Annotated in this window: 18 protein-coding genes, 1 tRNA gene and 1 pseudogene; 10 read left to right on the top strand and 10 right to left on the bottom strand. The window is 70.6% G+C overall.

Translation table 11 applies throughout. The features are described from left to right. The first annotated feature begins 38 nt into the window (after positions 1–38). Complete coding sequence (gene corA, locus ACZ7IB_RS17385) at positions 39–1,034, top strand: magnesium/cobalt transporter CorA (RefSeq protein WP_322108805.1); 996 nt, start codon at positions 39–41, stop codon at positions 1,032–1,034. A 25-nt stretch (positions 1,035–1,059) separates the two neighbouring features. Here the strand turns inward: corA and ACZ7IB_RS17380 are convergent, their stop codons facing one another. Next, positions 1,060–1,848 carry a ferritin-like domain-containing protein gene (locus tag ACZ7IB_RS17380; protein WP_470913298.1) on the bottom strand — a complete coding sequence of 263 codons (789 nt, stop codon included), beginning with the start codon at positions 1,846–1,848 and terminating at the stop codon, positions 1,060–1,062. 300 nt (positions 1,849–2,148) lie between these two features. Beyond that, positions 2,149–3,198, bottom strand: coding sequence for an LLM class F420-dependent oxidoreductase (locus ACZ7IB_RS17375; protein ID WP_470913297.1), 1,050 nt, complete (start codon positions 3,196–3,198; stop codon positions 2,149–2,151). Positions 3,199–3,338: 140 nt separating this feature from the next. Here ACZ7IB_RS17375 and ACZ7IB_RS17370 point away from each other — a divergent pair, with 140 nt between their 5' ends. Continuing rightward, positions 3,339–4,322, top strand: a complete 984-nt coding sequence (locus tag ACZ7IB_RS17370; protein ID WP_470913296.1) for an aldo/keto reductase — start codon at positions 3,339–3,341, stop codon at positions 4,320–4,322. Continuing rightward, on the top strand, positions 4,319–6,673 hold the full coding sequence (locus ACZ7IB_RS17365) for a helix-hairpin-helix domain-containing protein (protein WP_470913295.1): 2,355 nt from the start codon (positions 4,319–4,321) through the stop codon (positions 6,671–6,673). Before ACZ7IB_RS17370 ends, ACZ7IB_RS17365 begins: the two co-directional genes overlap by 4 nt. Before the next feature lie 63 nt (positions 6,674–6,736). Here ACZ7IB_RS17365 and ACZ7IB_RS17360 read toward each other — a convergent pair whose 3' ends face one another. After that, positions 6,737–7,396 (bottom strand): hypothetical protein, encoded by a 660-nt coding sequence (locus ACZ7IB_RS17360; RefSeq protein WP_383072104.1) that lies wholly within the window; start codon positions 7,394–7,396, stop codon positions 6,737–6,739. Positions 7,397–7,443: 47 nt separating this feature from the next. Between ACZ7IB_RS17360 and ACZ7IB_RS17355 the strand changes: the two genes are divergently transcribed. Continuing rightward, a complete protein-coding gene (locus ACZ7IB_RS17355; RefSeq protein WP_030918345.1) occupies positions 7,444–7,632 on the top strand; it encodes a DUF5703 family protein in 189 nt (62 codons plus the stop codon). A gap of 67 nt (positions 7,633–7,699) precedes the next feature. Here the strand turns inward: ACZ7IB_RS17355 and ACZ7IB_RS17350 are convergent, their stop codons facing one another. The 3 genes from ACZ7IB_RS17350 to ACZ7IB_RS17340 form a co-directional block, all read right to left on the bottom strand. Further along, on the bottom strand, positions 7,700–8,440 hold the full coding sequence (locus tag ACZ7IB_RS17350) for a chaplin (RefSeq protein WP_470913294.1): 741 nt from the start codon (positions 8,438–8,440) through the stop codon (positions 7,700–7,702). A gap of 138 nt (positions 8,441–8,578) precedes the next feature. Beyond that, positions 8,579–8,812: a chaplin ChpH gene (gene chpH / locus ACZ7IB_RS17345; protein WP_470913293.1), complete on the bottom strand. Its 234-nt coding sequence runs from the start codon at positions 8,810–8,812 to the stop codon at positions 8,579–8,581. A 164-nt stretch (positions 8,813–8,976) separates the two neighbouring features. Next, positions 8,977–10,302, bottom strand: a complete 1,326-nt coding sequence (locus tag ACZ7IB_RS17340) for a M20/M25/M40 family metallo-hydrolase (RefSeq protein WP_470913292.1) — start codon at positions 10,300–10,302, stop codon at positions 8,977–8,979. A 184-nt stretch (positions 10,303–10,486) separates the two neighbouring features. Between ACZ7IB_RS17340 and ACZ7IB_RS17335 the strand changes: the two genes are divergently transcribed. The 6 genes and pseudogenes from ACZ7IB_RS17335 to ACZ7IB_RS17310 all read left to right on the top strand — a co-directional run bounded on the left by ACZ7IB_RS17335 (position 10,487) and on the right by ACZ7IB_RS17310 (position 14,831). Continuing rightward, a tRNA-Leu gene (locus tag ACZ7IB_RS17335) sits at positions 10,487–10,571 on the top strand. Between the two features lie 170 nt (positions 10,572–10,741). After that, positions 10,742–11,051: pseudogene (locus tag ACZ7IB_RS17330) on the top strand (IS200/IS605 family accessory protein TnpB-related protein); the annotation flags it as partial. A gap of 46 nt (positions 11,052–11,097) precedes the next feature. After that, positions 11,098–11,328, top strand: a complete 231-nt coding sequence (locus ACZ7IB_RS17325; RefSeq protein ID WP_470913380.1) for a beta-galactosidase small subunit-related protein — start codon at positions 11,098–11,100, stop codon at positions 11,326–11,328. A 129-nt stretch (positions 11,329–11,457) separates the two neighbouring features. Beyond that, entirely contained in the window at positions 11,458–12,525 is a 1,068-nt protein-coding gene (locus ACZ7IB_RS17320) for a hypothetical protein (RefSeq protein ID WP_470913291.1), read from the top strand. Next, complete coding sequence (locus ACZ7IB_RS17315; RefSeq protein WP_470913290.1) at positions 12,522–13,760, top strand: hypothetical protein; 1,239 nt, start codon at positions 12,522–12,524, stop codon at positions 13,758–13,760. Before ACZ7IB_RS17320 ends, ACZ7IB_RS17315 begins: the two co-directional genes overlap by 4 nt. A gap of 117 nt (positions 13,761–13,877) precedes the next feature. Further along, on the top strand, positions 13,878–14,831 hold the full coding sequence (locus ACZ7IB_RS17310; protein ID WP_470913289.1) for an RluA family pseudouridine synthase: 954 nt from the start codon (positions 13,878–13,880) through the stop codon (positions 14,829–14,831). Here ACZ7IB_RS17310 and ACZ7IB_RS17305 read toward each other — a convergent pair. The 4 genes from ACZ7IB_RS17305 to ACZ7IB_RS17290 form a co-directional block, all read right to left on the bottom strand. Continuing rightward, positions 14,825–15,454: an MBL fold metallo-hydrolase gene (locus ACZ7IB_RS17305; protein WP_470913288.1), complete on the bottom strand. Its 630-nt coding sequence runs from the start codon at positions 15,452–15,454 to the stop codon at positions 14,825–14,827. The two genes, ACZ7IB_RS17310 and ACZ7IB_RS17305, sit on opposite strands and share 7 nt — an antisense overlap. Then, entirely contained in the window at positions 15,454–16,539 is a 1,086-nt protein-coding gene (locus tag ACZ7IB_RS17300) for an S-(hydroxymethyl)mycothiol dehydrogenase (protein ID WP_470913287.1), read from the bottom strand. Before ACZ7IB_RS17300 ends, ACZ7IB_RS17305 begins: the two co-directional genes overlap by 1 nt. Positions 16,540–16,766: 227 nt before the next feature. Then, positions 16,767–18,353, bottom strand: coding sequence for an amidohydrolase (locus ACZ7IB_RS17295; RefSeq protein WP_470913379.1), 1,587 nt, complete (start codon positions 18,351–18,353; stop codon positions 16,767–16,769). A 110-nt stretch (positions 18,354–18,463) separates the two neighbouring features. Continuing rightward, positions 18,464–19,969, bottom strand: a complete 1,506-nt coding sequence (locus ACZ7IB_RS17290; protein ID WP_470913286.1) for an APC family permease — start codon at positions 19,967–19,969, stop codon at positions 18,464–18,466. Positions 19,970–19,977 lie beyond the last annotated feature (8 nt).

The following is a 19,977-nucleotide window of genomic DNA, read 5'->3' as shown; positions in this document are numbered from 1 at the left end:
CCGCCGGTGAGGTGCGCCAGGGACCGGAGCAGGGAAGAATGCGCGCCGTGATTGTGGACAGTGCGATCTACCGGGGCGGGCGTCGTACCGAAGGCCCCGCCGACCTCTCCGATGCCCTCGCGGAGGCACGGGCCACCGGGGACGCGTTTCTCTGGATCGGTCTGCACGAGCCGACGGAGAAGGAATTCGAGCTCGTCAGCAGCGAGTTCGGACTCCATCCGCTGGCCGTGGAGGACGCCCTGAGCGCGCACCAACGGCCCAAGCTGGAGGTGTACGACGACTCGCTCTTCGCGGTCATCAAGCCGGTGGTGTACGAGCACCTGAGCGACACGGTCACCACCGACGAGCTGATGGCCTTCATCGGCGATTCGTTCGTCGTGACGGTCCGGCACGGGGAGGGCGCCCCGCTCGCCGCGGTACGCCGCCGTCTGGAGTCCGAGCCGGAGGTTCTCAAGCACGGGCCGACCGCCGTGCTGTACGCGATCAGTGACGCCGTCGTCGACCACTACATCGAGGTGGCGGGCGAGCTCCAGGTCGACCTGGAGGAGCTGGAGACCGAGGTGTTCGCGCCGACCGGCGCAGTGGACACCAAGAACACCGCGTCCCGTATCTACACCTTCAAGCGGCAGATCATGGAGTTCCGCCGTGCCACTGGTCCGCTGAGCGCCCCCATGGCCCGGCTGGCGAGCGCGGAGGTGCCGTTCGTCCACGAACACTCCCAGCCCTTCTTCCGCGACGTGAGCGACCATCTGACGCGCGCCAACGAGTACGTGGAGGGGCTGGACCGGCTGCTCTCCGACATCCTCTCGGCGCAGCTGGCCCAGGTGGGCGTGCGGCAGAACGACGACATGCGCAAGATCTCGGCCTGGGCGGCGATGGCCGCCGTACCGACCATGGTGGCGGGGATCTACGGCATGAACTTCGAGCACATGCCGGAGCTCCGCTGGGTGTGGGCCTATCCGGCGGTGATCGTGCTGATGGGCTCCGTGGTCTTCGGCCTGTACCGGCAGTTCAAGCGCCGCGGCTGGCTCTGACGGGCGGCCGGGCGCGGCGCCCGGATCAGGCGAACTCGGGCGCCTGCGTCGCGGGACCGCCCAGTGCGTCGCGCCGCTCGGGCGGCGCCAGGCTCACCATGCGCCGCCACCCCACGAGCCGTTCGTACGCGTAGACCCCGTGGATCCCCGCGGCCAGCACCGCCGTCTTGGCCCGGGGCCAGTGCAGGATGCGGCCCATGTGATTCATCACGGCGAGACTGACATCGCGGTACACCCGGATCTCGGTGAGCGCGCACTCGCGCAGAATGCGTTGGATCGTGCGGCCGTGTCCGAAGCGGGCGAAGCGGAGCAACTCCTCATGGCAGTAAGCCAGGTGGTTGTCCTCGTCGTTCGAGATCATCTTCACGGCGCGGCCGAGGTCGGGGTGGTCGGCGAAGTACTTGCGCAGCAGCGTCATCTGCTCGGAGGCTCGCTGTTCGGTGACCCGGCTGTGGGCGAGGTAGGTGATGATGTCGCGCTCGGAGAGCCGCTCCTGGCGCCCCAGCTGCTCATGGGCGAGGCCGATGCCGTGCCTCTCCAGCAGCATCGTGTAGTCGGTCTCGTGCGGAACCTCGACCGGCTGCAGCCCGCGCTTCTTCAGCAGCGCGTTGAAGATCCGGCCGTGCTTGTCCTCGTCGGCGCCGTGCCGCGCGATCTTGGGCGCCAGGGCCCGCTGGCTCTCGGGCACGAGGGCCGCGATACGCCCGTTCTCCCAGCCACCCTGGGACTCCCCGCTGGCCGCGATGGAACAGAACAGCCGGAACGACTCGTCCTCGTCGAGAATCTCCTGGAACAGGTTCCTTGCCGAGAGCATCACTGCCACCTCCGTACCGGCATCCGCCCATCGCCAGTCAAATGCGACACGCCCACCCGGGCAACAGGAGCACCTTCCGGCTGCGCCGGACGGCCTGCAACGCTCCAGCCCGTCCGGCGATCGAGGACGCAACCGTCAGCCCGGCGGCCCCGCACCGAACCGCACGCCGTTCGGCGTAACCACACGCCCCCGAACGCGTTGTTCCGCGTAACGGCCGTGGCGGGGAGGACCCCCGAGCCCCCACCACGGCCGTAGCGCCGTCCCGGAGCCCCGGGAGGCCCCGGAAGTCCGGATCCCGCGCTACGCGAGTCCGGACCGCTCCAGCGCATCCGTACCGGCCCGCAGAGCCGTGATCCGCTCATCGAGCGTGAACCCGGCCGGAGCCAGAGTCAGCGTCGTGACACCCGCCGCGGCATATGCCTGCATCCGCTCGGCGATCCGCTCGACCGAACCGAGCAGCGTGGTCTGGTCGATCAGCTGGTGCGGCACAGCGGCAGCAGCGCCGTTCTTGTCTCCGGACAGGTACTTGTCCTGAATCTCGGCGGCTTCCTTCTCGTACCCCATGCGCTGCGCGAGCTGGTTGTAGAAGTTCTGCTTGCGGCTGCCCATACCGCCCACGTACAGCGCGGTGTACGGACGGAACATGTCCGCGAGGCCATTGATGTCGTCACCGACGGCCAGCGGCAGCGTCGGGCAGACGTCGAAGCCCTCCAGGGTTTTGCCGGCCTTCTCGCGGCCCGCCCGAAGGTACTTCACCGCGGTGTCCTCAAGGTGCTCCGCGGACGGGAAGATCAGCAGCGCGCCGTCGGCGATCTCGCCGGTCTGCTCCAGGTTCTTCGGGCCGATCGCGGCGATGTAGAGCGGGATGTGCTCGCGCTGCGGGTGGACGGTGAGCTTGATCGGCTTGCCCGGACCGTCCGGCAGCGGAAGTGTCCAGTGCTGCCCCTCGTACGACAGCCGCTCACGGGACATCGCCCTGCGCACGATCTCGACGTACTCCCGGGTGCGGGCCAGCGGCTTGTCGAACTTGACGCCGTACCAGCCCTCGGAGACCTGCGGTCCCGACACGCCGAGGCCGAGCCGGAAACGGCCGCCGGAGAGCGAGTCGAGGGTGGCGGCGGTCATCGCCGTCATCGCGGGCTGGCGGGCCGGGATCTGCATGATCGCGGAGCCGACGTCGATCGATTCGGTCTGGGCGGCGACCCAGGAGAGCACGGTCGGCGCGTCGGAGCCGTACGCCTCGGCCGCCCAGCAGACGTCGTAACCGAGCCGGTCGGCCTCCTGGGCGACGGCGAGGTTGTCGCCGTCCATTCCCGCGCCCCAGTAACCGAGATTGATGCCGAGCCGCATAGCCGCTCCCCTTACTGATCAGTAACGTCCCTGAGCTTCGGACTCTAGCGCGCGGCAACGGGTTCCGGCAGGGGCGACTTGATGCCGGGTTGTCCACAGGCCTCCGCCCAGTGGGGCTCTGGCCAGTAATCTCAGCGCACATGGAGCAGAGGCATCTCGGCCGCACCGGCCTTCGAGTGTCCCGGATCGGGCTCGGCACCCTGACCTGGGGCCGGGACACCGACGAGCACGACGCTGCCGAACAGCTGAAAGCCTTCTGGGAAGCGGGCGGCACGCTGGTCGACACGGCTGATGTGTACGGCGGTGGGGAGGCCGAATATCTGCTCGGGCGGCTCACCGAGGGCCTGGTGCCACGGCGCGATCTGGTCATCGCGACGAAGGCGGGCAGCGTGGCCGACCCGTACCGCCGGTTCAACGGATCCCGCGGCCATCTGCTGGCCGCGCTGGACGCCTCCTTGGAACGGCTCGGTACGGATTACGTGGATCTGTGGCAGATCCACGCCTTCGACCCGGTGACTCCGCTGGAGGAGACCCTTCAGGCGGTGGACCTGGCCGTGTCCACCGGCCGCGCCCGGTACGCGGGGGTGTCGAATTTCTGCGGCTGGCAGCTGGCCAAGGCGGCGACCTGGCAGCTCGCGTCGCCCGGGGTGCGCACCCGGCTGGCGAGCACCCAGATGGAGTACTCCCTGTTGCAGCGGGGTGTGGAACGCGAGGTGCTGCCGGCCGCGCTCGATCTGGGTGTGGGGCTGCTTCCTTCCTCCCCGCTGGGCCGGGGTGTCCTGACCGGCAAGTACCGGACGGGCACTCCGGCGGACTCACGCGGCGCCTCGGAGCTGCTGGCCCCGTTCGTCGAGCCGTATCTCGACGACCCGGCGAGCCGCATCGTGGACGCGGTGGCGACGGCGGCCGACGGCCTGGCCACGACGGCACTCCAGGTAGCTCTCGCCTGGGTGCGGGACCGGCCGGGAGTGGTGGCCCCGATCGTCGGCGCGCGCAACGCGCAGCAGCTCATGGAGGCATTGTCAGTGGAGGCGCTTAGTCTTCCTGACGAGATCTGCCAGGCGCTCGACGATGTGTCGGCGCCCGTGCACCGCTATCCCGACCAGGACTGGAGCACGCTGTGACTGCGCTTCCCCGGGGGGAAACCCCCGGCTCCCCGGCCGCCGACGACGACAGCGTTGTCGCGGCCCCCTCCGCCGCCGTTCCCGCTCCGTCCCCGGAGGACGAGGGTCACGACGGCGGCGAGGGATCGACGACGGCCGATGACGCCGTCGGCGCCGCGGAGACGGAGGACGACGACTCCGGGACCTCCGGGACCGAGGAAGCAGCCGAAGCCGGCGCCGGGGCCGACGGCATGACGTACACCGATGAAGCGGCCGACGAGACCGGCGGCACGACCGACACCGACGGGACAGCCACGGCCGACGGCGCCGTGGACGGGGCGGCTGCCGCCCCCGCACCGCTCTCCGAGGCCGAGGCCGAGCTCGCCGCCCAGCGTGAGCTGAGGGAGCGGATCGAGAAGCGCAAGGCCGAGAAGGAAGGCCCCATCGCCGCCGGTGCGAAGCTGAGCGGCCAGGCGGCCGATCTGCTGGCGGCCGTGCGTGCCGTGGAGAGCGGTGAGAAGCCCGCCGCCGCGTTCTTCGACTCGCCCGCACCCGCCGCCCCTCGCCGGGCCGCTCCCACGCCCGCTCCGGTACGCCCCCGCGCGCCCGAGCAGGCCCCGGCTCCGCAGGGTGCCTCACCGGAAGCTGTCGCCGCGGTGGCCGCCGTACTGACCGAGGGCGGTGCGCCCGGAGCGCTGGCGGGCCCGGCGGCCGAGGCCCTCGGTGCGCAGGCCGCCGATGCCCTGCGCGAGGACCCGTGGCAGTTGCTGGCCGTGCCGGGAGTCAGGCCCGAGCAGGCCGACGGTTTCGCACGGGGCGTGCTGGGCGCCGAGTGCGGTCCGGACGACGAGCGGCGCACCGCGGCCCTGGTCGGCTGGCTGCTGGAGCGGGCCGCGCTCCAGGGCCACACGGCACTGGACGCGGCGGCGGTACGTGCCGCGCTCGCCGAGCGCTCGGTGACCGACCCCGACTCGGCCGTACAGCACGCCGTCGCCGAGGGCGTCGTCCTGGTCTTCCAGGACGGGCAGGACGACCAGGAGTCCGAGGCACTCGCGGAACCGGGCGAGGAAGCCGAAGGAGGCGCGGAGGACCGGGCCGGGCAGGAACCGGTGCAGGTGCTGCTCGGTCTCGACCGGTACGCACTCGCCGAGGAGAGCCTCGCCGACGGTCTTGCCCGCCTGGTCAACGCCTGTGAGAAGGACGCCGACTGGACGGAGCCGGCCTCGGCCGCGGGCTCCCCGTCGGCGGCCGAGCTGATCCGTGCGGTCGCGGCCCATGGCCTCGTGGCGCACACCGGTGGCGAGGCGGCCAGGGCCGAACCCGCCGCGCTGATCACCGCGGCCCGCGGCCTCGGGCTGCGCGCCCTGGGGGCCGTGCACAGCGTCGACGGCAGGCGCCGGCTGGCCGAGGCGACCGGCGATCCGTCGGCGGCCGTCACATTCGCCGGGCTGCTCTCCGGTGCGGAGGGCCCGGGACGGGACGAGGAGGGGGCGATCGCCGTCGACCTGCTCGTCGTGCTGGACGCCCCGCAGCTGGACGTCGAGACCGCCGCGATCCTCGTGGAGTCGCTGGCCGACGGCACCCGGCTGGTGCTCAGCGGCGACCCGGGCGTGCTGGGCTCGGCCGGTGCGGGTCGGGTGTTCGCCGATGTGCTGGATGCCCGTGCCTGCCCGCAGATCGTGTCCCGTACGCCGGATCCGGGACCGATCGGCGAACTGGTCTCCGGCATCGGCATCGGCGAGCTGAACCAGGTCGCGGCGCCCGGCAAGGAGGTGGTGATCGTCCCCGTGCGCGACGCGGGCGAGGCGGTGCACCGCACCGTGCAACTGGTCGCCGACTCGGTGCCGCGCGCCATCGGCGTACCGTCGGCCGACACCCAGGTGATCACCGTCGGCCACGGCGGCTCGGCGGGCACCCGGGCGTTGAACGCGGCACTGAAGCAGCGGCTCAACCCCGGGCCGGGGCGGTTCGGCGGCTTCGACCCGGGCGACCGTGTCGTCCATGTCCCGACGCCCGGCAGGACCGTGCCCGGGGTGGTCGTCTCGGCCGACGCCGAGGGCCTGCATCTGGAATGCGGGGGCACGAAGGTCGTCGTACCGAAGGAGCGTGTGGAGTCGTCCGTACGCCACGGCTGGGCCCTCAGCGCCCACCAGGCGGCCGGGATGCGGTGGCCCGCAGTGGTCGTCGTGCTGCCGGGTGACGCCGCCCAGGGGCTGAGTCGCTCCTGGGTGTACACCGCCTTCAGCCGCGGGGAGCGGCATCTGTCCGTCGTGCACGGGGTGGATCAGGCGCTCCAGCGCGCGGTCGCCCAGTCCCCGGCCCAGGACCGCACGACACGACTGCGCACCCTGCTGGAGGCTCCGGCCGGATGACCGGGCCGCGCCCTGTCCCCCACCGCCGGACGGGCTCGGTTTCGAGCCCGTCCGGCGGACGGATCAGGAACTGTCCACCACGAGGCCGGCCGGTTCCTCGTCCGATTCGTCCTCGTCGAAGACGGCGCTGACGTCGAAGCGGCAGACCACCAGCTGCGGGTCCGCTTCGTCGAACGGTGCGCCGAGCCACTCCCCCGCCTCGGGCAGCTCCTCCGCAGCCGTGACCCAGAGCGTGGAGTCGCCCTCCTCCAGACCGAACTCCGTATGCCGGGAAGCGATCTCGTCCGGTTCGTACTCACCGAAGAGCACTCCGAGCGCGGCATGGACGCTGGAGCCCACCACCGCGGCGCTCCCGCCGGCGCGGTCGTCCGGATCGAGGTCGGCGATGCGCTGGGCCTGTGCGAGCAGCCGCGGCGGCTCCACCACCGCGTAGTCGCGCCGGATCAGCACACTCAGCGCGTTCGGCTCCTCGGGGCCGGCGTACGGCGGCAGGGAGTCCTCCGCACCCGGGATCTCGAAAGGGGTGACCTCGTCGTAGCGGTCGTAGAGCAGCTCGTCGTAGAACTCGGCGGCAGCGGCCAGTGCGTTGAACGCGTCATAGACAGCGGGGTCATCGTCCCCTGTCCGGCGTTCGACCGCCTCGAGGTGATGGTCGAGCGCGGCTTTGATCGCTTCGGCGGCGGCGCGTACCTCGGCAGCGGTGGGCTGCGCAGCATCAGACATAGTGCAGACGCTATCCGTACACGGGCTCTGCCCGCACAATAGATGCGATGCCGGAATACGAATTTGTCGATGTGTACGTACCGCGCGGGGTGTCCCGGAAGGAGACGGCCCGCCTGCTGACCGACCACGCCGAGTACGGGCACTGGGAGTTGGACCGACTGACGCTGCGCCGTGACGGCAGCCGCAGGGTGCGGCTGCGCCGACGGATCATCCGCCAGCTCCGGGCCACCTGGTGAGACGGAGCGGGCCCCGCAGTCGCGGGGCCCGCTCCCTTCGCTGTGCTTGCGTCGCCGCCTCGGTCCGCTATGCGGACGTCCGGGCGCGGCGGTACAGCACCGTGCCCGCACCCGCCAGCAGCAGGCCCACGCTCGCCGGAACCAGCAGGTCGAGCCCGCCCGCTCCGGTGTGTGCGAGCTGTGCGACGTTCTGTGTCTCGTGCGCGTTCGACACGTTTCGCGGTCCGGGTGCCGGGGGCTGGTTCTCGGTGACCGGGGTAACCGGAGTGCCGATCGGCGGAGTGACGACGTCCGGAACATTTCCGCAGTCGTTGCCGGAGGCGGGATTGAGCAGTCCGCCGATGGTGACGCTGTTCCCGCAGGCGTTCACGGGGATGTCGATGGGCACCGCGATGTTGTTGCCCGAAAGCACACCGGGCGAGCCGCTCGTAACCCCCTCGGCCCTCGCACCGCTCCCGGTGTCGCTCGTGACGGCCCGGTGCTTGCCGGCCCCCGCCCGGTGCGTCCGGGTCCGGTCGCCGGACTCCTGACTGCCCGAGGCGTGGCGGCCCGAGGCAGCGCTCTGCGAAGCGTTTCCGCAGGTGTTTCCTGCGGCCGGGTTGAGCAGTCCGACAACACTCACGGAGTTGCCGCACACGTTGACCGGTACGTCGACCGGGATCTGGACCGAATTCCCTGAAAGCACCCCCGGGGAATTCGATGCGCCGCCGGCCGCTCCCGCGTCGGCGTGCGCGTAACCGCCACTCAGCGCGAGCACGCCGCCCGCAGCCGCCATGGTGATCAGGCCTTTACGCGTGACCTGTCGCATAGGTTGTTTCCTGCCTTCTACCTTCCGGATTACCCCCGGACTTGACCGTGCGGGGGCCGATTACCCAGCGGCCCCGGAGTGCATGGCGTGCACTCCGGGGCCGACCGGATTCAAACCCTTACGGGTTGACGCACAACGTCAGGCATTGGCGCAGGTGTTGCCGAAGGTGGGGTTCAGCAGCCCGACCACGGAGATCGTGTTGCCACACACGTTCACCGGCACGTGCACGGGCACCTGGATGACGTTGCCCGAGACCACACCGGGGCTGCCGGCAGTGGCGCCCTGGGCACCGGAGTCCGCGACGGCCATGCCCGCACCCGCGAGCACCAGACCACCAGTGACAGCCGCAGCAGCGACGACCTTCTTGATCATTATTCCTCCTAGTTGGCAATGCGGTCCCAGCCGCGGACCGCATCACTTGTAACGAGGAAGAGGTAATTGGGCTACGAGCGTATGGTTCCTTTCACTCGTTCCGGTCAAATACGCACACGCTGGCGATTGTTGACGCAGAGAATCAGCGGAAAAGCGGCAGAGACTCAGCAGTTGTCGATGAAACGGTCGAGCACCCGCACACCGAACTGCAGACCGTCCACGGGTACACGCTCGTCCACGCCGTGGAACATGCCCGCGAAGTCGAGCTCCGGCGGCAGCTTCAGCGGTGCGAACCCGAAGCAGCGGATACCGAGGTCGTCGAAGGACTTGGCGTCGGTACCGCCGGAAAGCATGTAAGGGACGGCGCGCGCGATCGGGTCCTCCGCCTTCAGGGCGACCTGCATCGCGTCCACGAGCGAACCGTCGAAGCTGGTCTCCAGCGCCTTGTCCCCATGCACGTCCTCGCGCTTCACCCGCGGGCCGAGGATCCGGTCCAGATCGGCCAGGAACTCGTCCTCGAAACCGGGCAGGAAGCGGCCGTCGACATGGGCGGTGGCCTGGCCGGGGATCACGTTCACCTTGTAGCCGGCGCCGAGCATGGTGGGAGCGGCGGAGTTACGGAGCGTGGCGCCGATCATCTTGGCGATGCCGCCCAGCTTGGCCAGCGTGGCCTCCATGTCCTCCGGGTCGAGCGGGGTTCCGAGCGCATCGGACAGCTCGTCGAGGAAGGACCGTACGGTCTTGGTCACCCGGACCGGCCACTTGTGCCGCCCCAGCCGCCCGACCGCCTCGCAGAGCTCGGTGATCGCGTTGTCGTTGTTGGTCATCGAGCCGTGGCCGGCGGTGCCGTCCACGGTGAGCCGCATCCAGTGCATGCCCTTCTCGGCCGTCTCGACGAGGTAGAGCCGCAGCTTCTCGTTCACCGTGAAGGAGAAGCCGCCGACCTCGCCGATCGCCTCGGTGACACCCTCGAAGAGGCCTGGGTGCTTGTCCACGAGATACCGCGCGCCGTACGTACCGCCCGCCTCCTCGTCCGCGAGGAAGGCCAGCACGATGTCGCGCGGGGGCTTGCGGCCACTGCGCATCCGGTCGCGGACCACCGCGAGGGTCATCGCGTCCATGTCCTTCATGTCGACCGCGCCGCGGCCCCACACGCAGCCGTCCGCGACCTCGCCCGAGAACGGGTGGTGCGTCCAGTCGTGAGCATTGGCCGGAACCACATCGGTGTGCCCGTGGATCAGCAGCGCGGGCTTGGACGGGTCCTCGCCCTCGATCCGCGCCACGGTCGAGGCCCGGCCCTTGTGGGACTCGAAGATCTGCGGCTCCAGCCCGACCTCGGCGAGCTTCTCCGCGACGTACTCGGCGGCGACCCGCTCTCCCGGACCCGAGTGGTCCCCGTAGTTACTGGTGTCGATCCGGATCAGCTCACGACAGAGGTCCACGACCTCGTCCTCGCCCGAGACGGTCCGGGCCGTGTTGGTCTCGCTCACACTGCTTCCTTCCACTGTCACCGTGGTGCTCCCCCTCATCCTCCCGCGCCCGGCACGCACGCCCAAGGCCCCCACACCCCCCGTCATGCGCCCTTCACACTCCCCCTGGAGTGATCGAGCACCCCCGAATGTTTGCTATTGTTTTCCATGTCGGAACGGGCCAGGCCCGCGAGACAGACACCTTGTCCGGGTGGCGGAATGGCAGACGCGCTAGCTTGAGGTGCTAGTGCCCTTTATCGGGCGTGGGGGTTCAAGTCCCCCCTCGGACACAGAGAGAATGCCGATCAGGAGCAATCCTGGTCGGCATTCTGCGTTGCGCCCGTGCCGTCCCACATGGGCCGGAGCAGGGTACAACCCTTGTTGAATCGGTTCATTCCTCGCTGACGTCCAGCAGCACGGAGGCCATCGCCGAGCGAGGAGTCCCATGAACCGCACACACAAACGCTGGTTCATCGCCGCCGACGGCGAGTCGGGGAAGCGTTCGGGAACGAGACCATCCGCGTCACCCCGGACGGCGAAGTGTCCATCAGGCTGCCCGCCCCGCTCGCGCACCTGGCCGACGCCCGGCACGGCCGGTACGTCCTCACCGCCCGTATCGGGTTCGCGCACCGGGGCCAGGCATGGGCCGACCGCATCACCGCCAACCGGGCCGTCGCCTACCGCATCCACCTCGACACCGACCGTCGCCGCCGGTACCTCACCCCGTCGTGCACACCATCCCATGGAGGCCGCCCGCGCCCGGGGCATGATCGGCGTCCAGCACGCAGCAGTGGGTCCAGGACCCACTCATGCGCACTGGTCAGGAACGGTGCACCGTTCTGGTTCACCGCGCGGCGGTGGACGAGCGAGCAGCTGGATGCGGCGGAGCACGTAACGGAGTTGCGGGCCGGCGAGACCGTCTGGGTCAATCTGGACCATGCGGTGCAGGGGATCGGTGCGCAGTCGTGCGGGCCGGGGGTGCTGCCGGAGTACCGGCTCGATGCGGAGGCTGCGGAGTTCTCGTTCGTGTTCTCGGCGACCGGATGATCTGCGGTGACAGGCGGGGAGGGGCTTCCTCAGGGCGTGGTGCGGTCCGGCGCGCTGCACGCCTGCTCCGGGCGAAGACGTAGCATCGAGGCTTTGCGCGATCTTCGTACTTGGCAAGGGGGGAATGTGATGGACAGCAGGCGCAGGCGGCGGGGCGCACTCCTCGCCGGAACGGTCGTCGGGGCGGTGCTCGTCTCCGCCATCGGGCTGTGGGCGACGGACAGTTGGCCGTTCCGGGACAACTACTGCTGGGGAGCCTGGGAGCAGAACAGCGGTGCGGCCTTCCTCGGTGACGACGGGCTCGACAAGTCCGGCTCCGAGCGGCGCGCCACCGAGTCCGCCCCGCCCTCGGCCGGCCGTCACCACGCCAGCTGCACGGTCGCGGTGACCTCGACGGTTCCGGACGACGACTCGGACGAGCCGCTCACGTTCAAGGAGCAGGTCACCGTCGAGTACGGTCCGGTTCCCACCGGGGTCGAGGAACACCGTGCCTGGATAGCCCGGTACTTCGACGGGTCGGCCTCCCAACTGCCCGACGGGCTCGACGGGCTGGTCGCCGGTGACCGGGCGATGCTGGTCCTGCCCGACACCTGTGATGTGGACGGCAGGCCGTCCGCGGTGACGATCCGGAGCGAGAGCACCGGCGACGGCCATCTGGGCAAGGTCGCCATGCCGTTCACGATCGGCAGCCGGTCAACCGTCTCCCGGCTGCTGCTGGATGCCGCCAACACCGGCATGCGAAAAGCCGGCTGCGCACCGGACGAGCCCCTGCGCATGACCTCGCCCATCGTGACGGTCGCCGAGGACGACGAGAGCGCCCGGAGCCCGCTGTGCCGGATACCCGGCGTGACGCTCGAACTCGGCCGGAGCTCCCAGTACCAGGAACAAGTGGGGGTGGTCGGCGAGCGGCTCCAGACCTGTTCGGTGGTGTGGCGCGCGCCGCGGATGCCCGACGAGCCGGCGGCGCAGTACGTGATGGCGGGTGAGCCACGCCTGGTCGCGCTGTTCAAGGGGCTTCCCGAGGGCGCCGGCAACGGGCTCGTACGCACCGAGTGCAACGGGCGGCAGACGGTGTTCTACGGAAACGTCCAGTCCGGTCCGAAAGGTGCGGGCCGGCCCGACAACCGGCAGGTGTTCACGAACTTCACCAAGTCCGTGAGCAAGCGCATCGGGTGCGGGGCCGGTGGGGTCGCGTGAACGGCGAAGGGACCGAAGAGAACGGGGCAGCGGCGGTGGACGGCGAGACCACAGTTCCTCAGGAGCAGGCGCAGGAACGGGAACAGGAACAGGCGCACGAGCCACAGCCCGGCCCGTCCCCGGACCAGGAGCCCGCCCTTTCGCACACCCCCGTTCTGCGCCGCCTGTTCCGCAGCCGTACCGCTCGCGCCGTCACTGCCGCCGGGCTGGTCGGTGCTCTCCTCGGCGCCGGTGCGGTGGCCTGGCGGACGGACACGCTTCCGCTGCCCGGTCCCGCCCCCTGCTGGGACTCGCTCGGCGACTCGACCATGTCGGACCTCTTCGGTGACCGCAGGACCGAGGTCGAGGAGCAGTCCCTGCAGGCCAATCCACGCGATCGCGAACCGTCGTACGGACAGTGCCGCGTCACCAGCTACAAGGACGGCAATCCCCGCCGCCAAGTGACCCTGCGGGTGCACCAGCTGGACGGTCTCCGGGGCACCGACGCGCACGCATGGCCGCAGGAGTTCCTCGCGGCCGGCATGGTGTCGCTCGGCGACGGACTGCCCGGGATGACCTCGTCGTCGCGCGCCTGGCTGGCGCTGCCGCAGAGCTGCACGGGACGGGACGAGTTCACCGGTCCCACCGTGGTGGACATCGGCATGGGACAGGCCGGACTCGACACCGGGTCGGAGTACGACCGGGAGAACCGCGCCGCCCTGACCCGCGCGCTGGTGGAGGCGACCAACGGCGTCATCCGCGAATTCGGCTGCTCCGGCACCTATCGGATACCTCGCACCCTGCCCGCCCTCGTGGACCGGCAGGGCACGAAGGCCAATGCCTTCTGCGGCGTCAAGGGCCTCACCGTCCCCGCGGCGTACCGCAAGGCTCTGGAGCAGACTCGCGTCAGCGACGACGGCGGGCCCGCCCGGGTCTGCGAGTCCGGTGACGGCTACTCCCCCGTCGTGCGGATGACCACGGTGACGGACCCGGCGCTGACCGAGATCTTCTCCGGAGGCACACACAAGGCCGGTCTGCCTCTCAAAGGCTCCAAGGGGTTCGGTCGGCTCGACGGATCGCGGGCCGTCTACCGGGCAAGCTGCCAGACCGGGCCCGTGATCTTCATGGTGGAGCAGCTGGATCAGCCGACGGACGAGGGCGTCGACCTCACGCGTGAGCTGCTGCCCGGCTATGTCGCCGCCGAGGCCGAGCGCATCGGGTGCGGCCCGGAGAAGGTGACGCTGCCGAACGCCTGAGTGCGGGGGGGCAGGGCCCCGGTGGGCGGGCGGAACGGGCGATACTGTGCGGACACCCCGGCAGAAGATACGAGGAGCCCGCACCATGCTCACCGCTGTACCGGTCGGCGCACCCCGATGAGGGGGCGTGCGAAGCCCCCGTCGGCACCGTTGCCGCAGCGGGACGGGATCGATCCGGTCCGGCTGCGGCTCCCCGAGGATCCGGACGGCCGGTGGGCGACGGTACGCGATCATCTGCTGGCGCGGTTCGCGGGTGCGATCGGGGCGGCGCGGGTGGACGCCATGCTCGCCGAGGGCCGGTTCGTCTCCGTACAGGGCCCGGTGTCCGCCGACGAGCCGTACACCACCGGCCGGTACATCTGGTTCCACCGGGATTTCGCGCCGGAGGAGCCGGTGCCGTTCCCGGTCGGTGTCGTCCACCGCGACGAGCACATCGTGATCGCGGACAAGCCGCACTTCCTGGCGACGACACCGCGCGGCCGGCACATCACCGAGACCGCGGTGGCCCGGCTGCGCCGCGAGCTGGACCTGCCCGAGCTGCAGCCCGCGCACCGGCTGGACCGGCTGACCGCGGGCCTCGTCCTCTTCGTCGTGCGGCCCGAGGAGCGGGGCGCGTACCAGACGATGTTCCGGGACCGCTCGGTGTTCAAGGAGTACGAGGCGGTGGCACCGTACGACCCCGAGCTGGCCTTCCCGCGGACCGTACGCAGCCGCATCGTCAAGGAGCGCGGGGTCATCGCCGCCCGCGAGGAGCCGGGCGAGCCGAACAGCGAGAGCCGGATCGAGTTGCTGGAACACCGGGAGGGTCTCGGCCGGTACCGGCTGCTGCCCGCGACCGGACGCACCCATCAGCTGCGAGTCCATATGAACAGCCTGGGGCTGCCGCTCGTCCATGACCCGGTCTACCCGGTGGTCCGGCCGGAGGATGCGACCGACGACTGGTCGCACCCACTCCAACTCCTGGCCCGGGTGCTGGAGTTCACCGATCCGGTCACAGGCGGGCCGCGCCGCTTCGAGAGCGGGCTGCGGCTCTGCGCATGGCCCGGACCGGTGAGCCGCGGTTCTCAGTGACCGCGGGCGATCCACTCGTCCAGATGCGGGGCCTCCGCGCCGATGGTCGTGGAATCGCCGTGTCCGGTGCGGACGGTGGTCTCCGGCGGCAGGGCGAGCAGCCGGTCCCTGATCGACGCGACGATCGTCGGGAAGTGGGAGAAGGACCGCCCGGTGGCTCCGGGGCCGCCCTGGAAGAGCGTGTCACCCGTGAAGACGGTGGACAGCCCGGGGGCGTACAGGCAGACGGCGCCCGGGGCATGACCGGGGGTGTGCAGGACCTGGAGTGTCGTTCCGGCGATCTCCAGCTCCTGGCCGTCGGCCAGTTCGCCGTCCGGGGCGCGGTCCGGGTGGGTCTGCTTCCACAGCGGCAGGTCGTCGGGGTGCAGCAGGACCGGTGCGCCGGTGGCGTCGGCGAGGGCCGGGGCCGCGTCGATGTGGTCGTTGTGCGCGTGCGTGCAGACGATGGCGCGCAGCGTACGGCCGTTCAGCGCGGCCTCGATGGCGGCGGCGTCATGGGCGGCGTCGATGACGATCGCCTCGGTGTCGTCGCCGACGATCCAGACGTTGTTGTCGACGTCCCACTCCCCGCCGTCGAGGGCGAAGGTGCCGGAAGTGACGAGGTGGTCGATGCGGGCGGTCATCAGAAGACCACCACCGAGCGCAGCACGTCGCCTTCGTGCATCCGGGCGAAGGCCTGCTCGATGTCGCCGAGCCCGATGGTCTCGGTGACGAACGCACCGAGGTCGATCCGGCCCTGCTGGTGCAGGTCGATGAGCATCGGGAAGTCGCGCGAGGGCAGGCAGTCGCCGTACCAGGAGGACTTGAGCGAGCCGCCGCGGCCGAAGACGTCGATGAGCGGCAGTTCCAGCTGCATCTCCGGGGTCGGGACGCCGACCAGGACGACGGTGCCTGCGAGGTCGCGGGCGTAGAAGGCCTGCTTGTACGTCTCCGGGCGGCCGACCGCCTCGATGACGACGTCCGCGCCGTTGCCGTCGGTCAGGGAGCGGATCGCCTCGACCGGGTCGGTGGAGCGGGAGTTGACGGTGTGCGTGGCGCCCATCGTCTTCGCCGTCTCCAGCTTGCGGTCGTCGATGTCCACGGCGATGATCTTCGCCGCGCCCGCCAGCCGCGCGCCCGCGATCGCCGCGTCGCCGACACCGCCGCAGCCGATCACGGCGACCGAGTCGCCGCGGCCGACCTGCCCGGTGTTGATGGCGGCGCCGATGCCCGCCATCACGCCACAGCCGAGCAGCCCGGCGACGGCCGGGGAGACCTCCGGGTCGACCTTGGTGCACTGACCGGCGGCGACCAGGGTCTTCTCGGCGAACGCGCCGATACCGAGCGCCGGTGACAGCTCCGTGCCGTCGAGCAGCGTCATCTTCTGCTTGGCGTTGTGGGTGTTGAAGCAGTACCAGGGGCGGCCGCGCAGGCACGCACGACACTGCCCGCACACGGCACGCCAGTTGAGGATGACGAAGTCGCCGGGCTCGACGTCCGTGACCCCCTCGCCGACGGACTCCACCACGCCCGAGGCCTCGTGGCCGAGCAGGAAGGGGAAGTCGTCGTTGATGCCGCCCTGCTTGTAGTGGAGGTCGGTGTGGCAGACGCCGCACGCCTGGATCTTCACCACGGCCTCGCCGGGGCCCGGGTCCGGGATCACGATCGTCTCGACCCGTACCGGCTCGTTCTTCCCCGGTGCGATGACACCTTGCACCTGCTGCGACATACCGTGGTCTCCCTGTTTCCGTCATTTCGTGAAGATCGAACACGAACAACCGTACGCCCCGTGAGGGTGTCACGACGGCGCGCCGCGTTGGCGGGAAACGACTGCTGTCCATCCGGTGGGACGCACCGCTCGCGGCGCCGGGGACGGTGGCCACCACAGGCACGGCGGCCGACTCGGCTGCGCCGGCGGCCCGCGCGGGATCGTTCCGCGGGGACCACCGTATTGCCTCAGGCCTCGTGGACCCGCCTGCCGCCCACGTACGTCTGAAGGACGCGGGTGTGACCGATCTCCTCGGGCGGGCCCGCGTACGGGTCCCGGTCCAGGACCACCAGGTCGGCGAGGGCTCCGGGACGGATGCTTCCGGTGTCGTCCAGATGGTTCACATACGCCGAGCCCGCCGTGTACGCGGCGATGGCCGCGGTCAGGGAGATGCGCTGCTCCGGGAGGAAGACCGGCCCCTCGCTCTCGGGGGTCACCCGGTTGACCGCGGTGTGGATGCCGTGCAGCGGATCGGCGCTGCTGACCGGCCAGTCACTGCCTGCCGCGACCGTCGCGCCGGAGCGCAGCAGGGCGCCGAACGGGTACTGCAGTGCGGCGCGTTCGGCTCCGAGGAAGGGGATGGTCAGCTCGTCCATCTGCGGTTCGTGCGCGGCCCAGAGCGGCTGGATGCTGGCCGTGGCGCCCAGTTCGCGGAACCGGGGGATGTCGTCGGGGTGGACGATCTGGAGGTGGGCGAGGTGGGGGCGGGTGTCGGTGCGGCCGTTGGCGGCGCGGGCCGCTTCGACGGCGTCGAGTGCCTCGCGCACGGCGCGGTCGCCGAGCGCGTGGAAGTGGGCCTGGAAGCCGAGGGCGTCCAGCTCGGTGACGTGGCGACGCAGCTCGACGGGGTCGACGAAGCTGGTGCCGCGGTTGGCGGTGGCGCAGCCGCAGGCGTCGAGGTACGGGGTGAGCAGGGCGGCGGTGCCGGTTTCCGCGACCCCGTCCTGCATGATCTTCACCGAGTCGGCCCGGAACCGCCCGGCGATCAACTCCTCCCGCCTGGCCATGAGTTCGGGGATCTGCTCGGCGCCGCGTTCGCGGTCCCACCAGAGGGCACCGACGACCCGGGCCGTGAGCGAGCCGTCGCGGGCGGCGGTCAGATAGGCGTCGGACACATCGTCCATCGAGCCGTGGACGCCGACCATGGCGTCCTGCCAGGCGGTGATTCCGTACGAGTGGAGCAGACGCTGGGCACTGAGCAGGGCGGCGAGCCGGTCGGCGGGGGTGGAGCGCGGGGCGTGGCGGGCGACCAGGTTCATGGCGCCCTCCTGGAGGAGTCCGGTGGGCTCGCCGCGGTCGTCGCGCTCGATGCGGCCGTCGGCGGGGTCCGGGGTGTCCCGGGTGATGCCGGCGAGCGCCAGGGCGCGGGTGTTGACCCAGGCGCCGTGGTGGTCGCGGTTGGCCAGGAAGACGGGCCGATCGGCTACGCCGGTGTCGAGCTGCTCCCTGGTCGGGCTGCCGCCGTCGAAGGCCTCCATGGACCAGCCGCCGCCGGTGATCCACTCCTGGCCGGGGTGGCTGTCGGCGTACGCGCGCACGGCGGCGAGCGTGTCCGTCGCCGCATGGACATCCGTGAGGTTGCACCGGGCGAGTTCGAGACCGGCTGCGACGGGGTGGATGTGCGCGTCCTGGAAGCCGGGGACGAGCAACCGGCCGGCGAGGTCGACGACTTCGGTTTTGGGGCCGATCAGTTCGCGCACCTCGTCGTGGCCGACGGCGGTGATGCGGTCGCCGGTGACGGCGACGGTGGTGGCGCGGCTGCGTGCGGCGTCCATGGTGAGGGCCGGGCCGCCGGTGAGGACGAGATCGGCGGGGGCGTGGTGCACGGGGCTGTTCCGTTTCCGTGAGGGCCGTGCTCGGCTGGAGGCCGGCAGGGGTACGGGGGTCAGGCTGTTTCGACCACCATGGGCTCGGTGACGGCGACGGAGCGGCCGGTGGTGAAGTACGGCGACTTCCTCACCCACTTGGCCCAGGCCGCCGCGCCCACACCGGTCAGCAGCATGACCGCCGGACAGAACAGCATGAACCAGCCGTTGTCCGGGCTGATCTCGAAGTGGTCGGCGGAGGTGTAGAAGGACCAGCAGAGATAGCCGCCGAGGCCGAGCAGCACGGCGGCGCTGAGCACCGGGAGCACCACAGCCCGCAGGGCCTCGGACCAGCTCTCGCGCAGCGCCCCGCGGAAGCGCGCGGCGGCGGCCAGGGCGGTGAGCGCGTAGTACAGCGAGACGACGACACCGATCGCGTTGACGGAGGCCAGGATGAGGTCGCCGACCTTCGGGATGACGAGTGAGACGACGGCGATGGCGGCGGCTACACAGCCGACCGCGATGGTTCCGGCCGCCGGTGTCCCGTAGCGCGGGCTGACCCTGGTCCAGAACGCGCCGAGCGTGCGGTCGCGGCCCATCGCGAACATGCCGCGCACGGTGGGGATCACACCGGACTGGAGGGAAGCGATGGCGGAGAAGGTGAGGGCGATCAGCGGGAGTGCGGCGAGCGGCTGATGGGCGAGCCGGTCGCCGAAGTAGGTGAGTCCCTGGGCGCCATGACCGGTCAGCTCGTCCAGCGAGAGGACGCGTTGGAAGGCGAAGGAGCCGAGCAGGAAGAGACCGAGCATGGTGAAGAGGGTGATGAGTCCGGCCCGGGAGGCGTCCTGCGGGTCGCGGATCTCCTCGGTGACGCTGAACGACGATTCGAAGCCCCAGTAGCAGAAGACCGAGAGCAGAAGGCCCTCGGCGAGTTGCTGTCCGGAGGGAATGGTGAACGGGTTGATCCAGTCGAGGCTGAACGGGTGCGGGCCGACGACCAGTCCGTATCCGCAGAAGCCGAGCAGGACGACGTACTCGAAGACGAGAAGGTATTTCTGCAGGTTGGCGGCGGACCGGATGCCGGTGATCGCGGTGAAGGTGACGACGATCAGCACGACGATGCCCAGCGCGGTCGACTGGGCGGTGGAGTCCGGGTCGAGGTGGAGCCCGGCGAGGGTGTGCAGCCCTCCCTCGCCGGCGAGTTGGAGGAGGGCGGAGCCCGTGACGGTCGTGGTGTAGGACAGGAAGACGATCGTGGAGACGATGCCGATCCAGCCGACGAGGAAGCCGAGCCAGGGGCTGAGGGAACGGCCGACCCAGACATAGCCGCTGCCCATGTTCGGCTCGACCTTGTTGAGCCGGGAGTACGCGCCGGCGATACCCAGGATGGGCAGGAACGCGAGCAGCATGATGATCGGCAGATGCAGGCCGACGGCGCCCGCGGTCACGCCCAGCCCGATACCGATGCTGGAGGTGGCGGCGGTGGAGGAGGCGGCGATGACGACGCCGTCCACGACACCGAGGCTCCTCTTCAGTGCCGCGGGTGCCGGTGGGTCACTGCCGTAGGGGGTGGGTGAGTCCGTCACGGTGGCTC

Source organism: Streptomyces sp. NPDC037301 (assembly GCF_055602785.1).
This window is presented reverse-complemented; position numbering and strand designations above follow the sequence as displayed.